The sequence below is a fragment of the Vibrio sp. 10N.222.46.A1 genome (assembly GCF_041473595.1).
Taxonomy (GTDB): domain Bacteria; phylum Pseudomonadota; class Gammaproteobacteria; order Enterobacterales; family Vibrionaceae; genus Vibrio; species Vibrio tasmaniensis_A.
On record NZ_JBFRSN010000216.1, the window covers coordinates 1 to 5,151 of the forward strand.

Sequence of the window (5,151 nt, forward strand, 5' to 3'; positions counted from 1 at the left end):
TCCCTGCAAACAGAAGTGCTAACCAGCCAAAAATTGAACCTGCCATAATGACTCCTACCTAACGACTGTTTGAGATGATTGTTCAGATGACTTAGCTGTACTTACACGAAACTCACCGACTAACTGAACCATTTTTTCCAGTTGACGTGCCACCATAAACAGCCCCGCAAGTGGTAAACTGTAATTCATCCACTTACTCGAAATTTCTAACGTGATCAGTTCAAAAAAAGCGGTACGTTGAACGTGCTGGTAGCCTAAATAAATGATGGCAAAAATAGACACGAGTACAGCTAACTCCAAAGTAAACGCTAACGAAAAGCGTATTTTGTTGGGTAATTTATCTGAGAAAAAAGTAATTTTGACGTGCGAGCCCGTTTTGATGGCCATCGCACAACCAATTAACGACATATACATAAAAAGAACTCGTGCGAGCTCTTCACTCCAAAGCGAAGGATCATTCAATAACCAACGGGTTCCGATCTGCCAAGTCAGTACTAGGAGCAGAATGGCCATTAAAGGCACGGTGATGATCTCTTCGATATTATCAATAATCTTACGTAACATTTTTTAGCTCCAAGGCTGGCCTCTAATGGCCAGCCAAGCTTATTTACTACCAATAGACGATGGCTTACATGCTCGCCAGTTTTTTCACAATTGGCTGACCAATTTTGTCTTCAAACTTCGTGTATAGCGGCTCCATCGCTTGACGGAAAGGAGCAAGGTCGGGGTAAGTAACATTCACGCCTTGAGACTCAAAGAAAGCAACTAACTCAGCTTCTTGTTTTTTCACTGAAGCAGTATGAACAGCGCCCGCTTTCGCTACCGCGGCAGTCACGATCTTACGATCAGCCTCGGACAGTTTTTGCCAAGTTGTCTCAGAAATGATCACCATTTGATCGTTCACAATGTGGTTTGTGATCGCGAGGTTCTTCTGAACTTCATAGAACTTCATTGTTTTAATGGTCGGCAATGGGTTTTCTTGGCCATCAACGGCGTTGGTTTGCAGTGCTAGGTACACTTCAGAAAACGCCATTGGTGTCGGGGATGCACCAGACAGTTTTGCGTAGTTTAAGTTTGGTTTAGCGTTTGGAACACGAAGCTTCAAGCCTTTAAAGTCTGAGATTGATTCAAGAGGGCGGTTAGACGTTGTTTCACGTGTTCCGTTGTACCAAGTATCTAGCGCTCGCCAATTGAACTTAGTCAACATTTCCTCACGGATGCCTTGGCCAAAATCAGATTCGAACATACGGCGTAGATGCTCATAGTCTTTCGCAACGTATGGCAATGTTACGGCTTCTGCGCGAGGAATCCAAAGACCCATACGACCAAATTCTGCGTAAGTGATATCCAAATCACCTAGGCTTAGCTGTTGTAACATTGCGCGGTCATCACCTAACTGTGCGCTTGGAAAAAGTGACAGTTTGATGTCCCCGTTACTCATCTCGTCAATGGTATCCGCAAGCAGTTTCGCAGAAGTGTATTCCACAGAGCCTACTGAGGCTTGCATCCCCATTTTAAGCGTTGTAGCCGCTTGTGTAGAAACAGCAAATCCGAGAGTCAGCATAGCAATAGTGATTTTGTTCATGGCTTTCATATTATTCCCTTATATTGGTTTTCGGTCTGATTTCACCACTTTCAAAAAAAATTTTTATTTTGTTTGAAAAAAATCTTCGTTATGGATTATTATTGCGGTGAAGATTATTTTCAAACCTAGATTTAACAAAATGTGATCACGGACAGATATTCAATTCAAATAGCACTACAGTTGCTCATTCATTGCTGTGATGCATTCAAGTAATACCGTGACAAAACTTATACAGACGAGGCCCATCGTGAGAAATAAAGCAATTTGTATCAATGACTTAAAAGGCATTTTACACGGACAAACCATTGTCTCTATTCAACCAGTTGAACTCAGCCCACTTGCGAAAACTGAGATTATTGTCGCAATGGCACAAGCCGCAGAACAAGCTGGAGCGAAAGCACTCCGCATTGAAAGTATCAACAATGTGAAGGCGGTTTCTGAACATGTCAGCATACCAATTATTGGTATTGTGAAGCGTGATTTAGAGAATAGTCCGGTAAGAATTACGCCTTATTGCAGCGATGTCACTGCACTGGCAGAGGCTGGGGCAACCATCATAGCGTTTGACGCAACTGACCGAATTCGACCAGAAAGCCGCGATGCAATCGTCACCGCAATTAAGGAAACAGGTTGCTTTGCGATGGCGGACAGTTCATGTTTTGAAGACGGTCTTTGGGCCCATCAGCATGGCGTCGAGATCATTGGATCAACGTTGTCAGGTTATGTTGGAGAAAGTGAACCAACTGAACCAGACTTTGAACTGGTTAAACAGTTTTCTAAAGCGGGTTTCTTTACTATGGCAGAAGGCAGGTACAACACACCTGAACTTGCCGCTAAGGCCATTGAGTGTGGTGCAACAGCAGTAACCGTTGGTTCAGCCTTGACACGATTAGAAGTCGTAACGAACTGGTTTAATAAAGCAACTCAAGCAGTAGAGGCGTAATAATGAACATCCTAGCCATTGACATTGGCGGCACAAAAATCGCGTTGGGGTTTGTCTCAAATGGCAAGCTCTGTGAGCGAATGCAAATCCCGACCATTGACGTAACTTCTGCAAATCAATTTGCAAACCATATACTGCAGCACTGCGAACCTTGGTTAGAAGATGTGGATCAAATTGGCATCTCCACTACGGGGTTGGTTACAGAACAAGGGATCAGCGCCATTAACCCAGACACATTGGCCTTTCCCACTCCTTTCCCACTCCATACTGAAATCAAAGCACAAACAGGCAAGCCAGTCGCAATGCTAAACGATGCGCAGGCAGCGGCATGGTATGAATACTTGCACTTAACCGATCAAGAAAAAAACATGGCCTATCTAACGGTATCAACCGGTGTCGGTGGCGGCTTGATTCTTGATGGGAAGCTTCATCGCGGACAAAACAACTTTGCCGGACATATAGGTCATTTAGTGATTGATCCCAACGGGCCAATTTGTGGCTGTGGTCAAAGAGGTTGTGTCGAAGCCATCGCCTCAGGGACAGCCATCAATAAATACGCCCAACAGACAATTAATAACACCATTTCTAACGTCGAACTTTTTGAGCAAGCGCACCTTAACCCCTCTGCCGAACACATTATTCAGCAAAGCGCCCAAGCTATCGCCACGTTATGTTGTAATTTAAAAGCCACCCTTGATTTAGATGTGATCGTAATCGGGGGGGGAGTGGGTCTTGCGGCTGGTTATTTAGAGCGGGTAGCACAGCACATTGAGATGCGTCCGCGTCCATTTCAAATCAAGTTAGCACCAGCAAAGGGCAATCATGATGCTTGTCTGTTAGGGGCCGCCGCTCTTTTTGAACACTGAGTTTAAGTGTATTTGGGCTCTGTATATACCACGTATTTTATCAAGACTGCTCTTCAATTAAGAGCGAAAGGACTATTCATGACACTCAAAGCAATCTCAGCGCTGCGTATTTTTGATGGTGAGAAGATGCACTACGAATCCGCATTACTTTGGCAGGAAAACCACATCGTCTCAATCGTGCCTGAGAATCGTATTCCTGCGCAAGCCGAAGTCATACGCTACCCTTCATCTACGCTTACACCAGGGTTTATCGACCTCCAAGTAAACGGTGGCGGCGGTGTCATGTTCAACCAACAAACCGACGTCAAAGGCATTGAAACCATCTGCCATGCCCATAGAAAACATGGTACTGCTTACTTGCTACCTACGTTAATCAGCGACAGTTCAGAAAAGATCAAACAAGCCTTGTTGGCTACTCGTTCCGCTCTAGAAAATAAAACTAAGGGCGTATTGGGTGTCCACTTAGAAGGACCATGGCTAAGCCCGGAAAAAAAAGGCGCTCATGATACCAGTCATTTTTACGACCCTACCGTCGCCGGACTCCTCGACCTTCCTTGGCTAACTCAGGGAAAAACGCTTATTACTTTAGCTCCTGAAGCTGTAAATTCGGCCGCTATTGACTGGCTTTCTCGTAAAGGGGTATTGGTGTCTTGTGGCCATAGTAATGCAACAGAGCAGCAACTAAGCGAAGAAACCTTATCCCATATTGATGGCTTCACACACCTATACAACGCAATGTCTCCTCTAAACGGCAGAGAACCGGGCGTTGTTGGCACAGCGTTAATGACTGATCACGCGTGGTGCTCAATTATTACCGATGGGATTCACGTTGCCCCTACAAACATCAAGCTTGCCCACCGAGCAAAACCGAAAGGAAAATTGCTAATTGTCTCAGATGCTATGGGCTCAGTCGGTAGCGCAGACAATAGCTTCGTTCTCAACAACGAAATTATCAAAGTTGTTGAGAACAAATTGGTCAATTCGAATGGCAACCTAGCTGGTGCACATATTGGTATGGATCAATCTGTTGCTAATATTATTGCATGGGGAATTGATGAAGAAGAAGCTTTTAAAATGGCATCGACTTACCCTGCACATGCGTTGCGAAGTGGGAGCTCTCTTGGTTACTTGAAAGAAGGATATATTGCAGCAGCAACAATTCTAAATGATAGCTATCATACACAAGCAGTTCTCGTAGACGGAGAAATTTGGAAAAGCTAACTCAAGTCATATCGCAAGCGGCAGATATCAACTCACGAAGCTCCGAGTCTGCAGTAGCAATAGTAAACTAACGAACTTATAGGGGTGGGATAATTTCTTAGTTTGGTCGAACATAGTAAAGTCACTTTTATTGTGACTCTACAGTAAAAGTCGAGTCTGAAAACTCATAGTGCAGATAGCAAAAAGCCGCTCATTAAGAGCGGCTTTTTTAATGGGTGGAAGCCCCAGCCACATCCCGGCACACACGTCGCCTGCTGCGGCTGCTCCCTTCCAGGCCTGACCGAGTTCACAAGTTAGTGTTGCGGGAGGACCAGAGCCTCCATAGATTCTTTTTCTAAGAGGCTTGCCTCAAAGAGTGATTGGATTATTAAGCATCGCAGCAACCATTGCAAGCCCTTCCACCCTATTTTTGAACAATTGCGTTCTAAGTGCTTATCCTTTATTCAACCCATTCGCAAATCGCAGGTAAATTCGCCATTTACCTGCAGTTGGAAGGTTTGGTTACAGAAGAGCTAAATATCGATGTCTTCATTATC

The 5,151-nt window shown here is 44.6% G+C and carries 5 protein-coding genes and 1 other RNA gene; 3 read left to right on the forward strand and 3 right to left on the reverse strand.

The annotated features are described in order from the left end of the window. Positions 1-54: 54 nt before the first annotated feature. Positions 55-564: a TRAP transporter small permease gene (locus tag AB4496_RS07250; RefSeq protein WP_009847245.1), complete on the reverse strand. Its 510-nt coding sequence runs from the start codon at positions 562-564 to the stop codon at positions 55-57. Between the two features lie 64 nt (positions 565-628). Then, on the reverse strand, positions 629-1,594 hold the full coding sequence (locus AB4496_RS07255; RefSeq protein WP_102257791.1) for a sialic acid TRAP transporter substrate-binding protein SiaP: 966 nt from the start codon (positions 1,592-1,594) through the stop codon (positions 629-631). A 253-nt stretch (positions 1,595-1,847) separates the two neighbouring features. Here AB4496_RS07255 and AB4496_RS07260 point away from each other — a divergent pair, with 253 nt between their 5' ends. From AB4496_RS07260 to nagA, 3 genes are all read left to right on the forward strand, one after another. Further along, positions 1,848-2,528, forward strand: a complete 681-nt coding sequence (locus AB4496_RS07260) for a putative N-acetylmannosamine-6-phosphate 2-epimerase (RefSeq protein WP_372071310.1) — start codon at positions 1,848-1,850, stop codon at positions 2,526-2,528. A gap of 2 nt (positions 2,529-2,530) precedes the next feature. Beyond that, the gene (locus tag AB4496_RS07265; protein ID WP_102257789.1) at positions 2,531-3,394 is read left to right on the forward strand and encodes an N-acetylmannosamine kinase; all 864 of its coding nucleotides are present in this window, start codon (positions 2,531-2,533) and stop codon (positions 3,392-3,394) included. Between the two features lie 78 nt (positions 3,395-3,472). Next, positions 3,473-4,615 (forward strand): N-acetylglucosamine-6-phosphate deacetylase, encoded by a 1,143-nt coding sequence (gene nagA / locus AB4496_RS07270; protein WP_009847250.1) that lies wholly within the window; start codon positions 3,473-3,475, stop codon positions 4,613-4,615. A gap of 219 nt (positions 4,616-4,834) precedes the next feature. On the opposite strand, the gene ffs is transcribed toward nagA, so the two are convergent. Beyond that, an RNA gene (gene ffs / locus AB4496_RS07275) (signal recognition particle sRNA small type) lies at positions 4,835-4,931 on the reverse strand. Between the last annotated feature and the right edge of the window lie 220 nt (positions 4,932-5,151).

Excerpts from the sequence above, each read along its gene's own strand:
- AB4496_RS07255 (WP_102257791.1), bottom strand. The coding sequence starts at position 1,594 with ATGAAAGCCATGAACAAAATCACTATTGCTATGCTGACTCTCGGATTT.
- nagA (WP_009847250.1), top strand. The coding sequence starts at position 3,473 with ATGACACTCAAAGCAATCTCAGCGCTGCGTATTTTTGATGGTGAGAAG.
- AB4496_RS07265 (WP_102257789.1), top strand. The coding sequence starts at position 2,531 with ATGAACATCCTAGCCATTGACATTGGCGGCACAAAAATCGCGTTGGGG.
- AB4496_RS07250 (WP_009847245.1), bottom strand. The coding sequence starts at position 564 with ATGTTACGTAAGATTATTGATAATATCGAAGAGATCATCACCGTGCCT.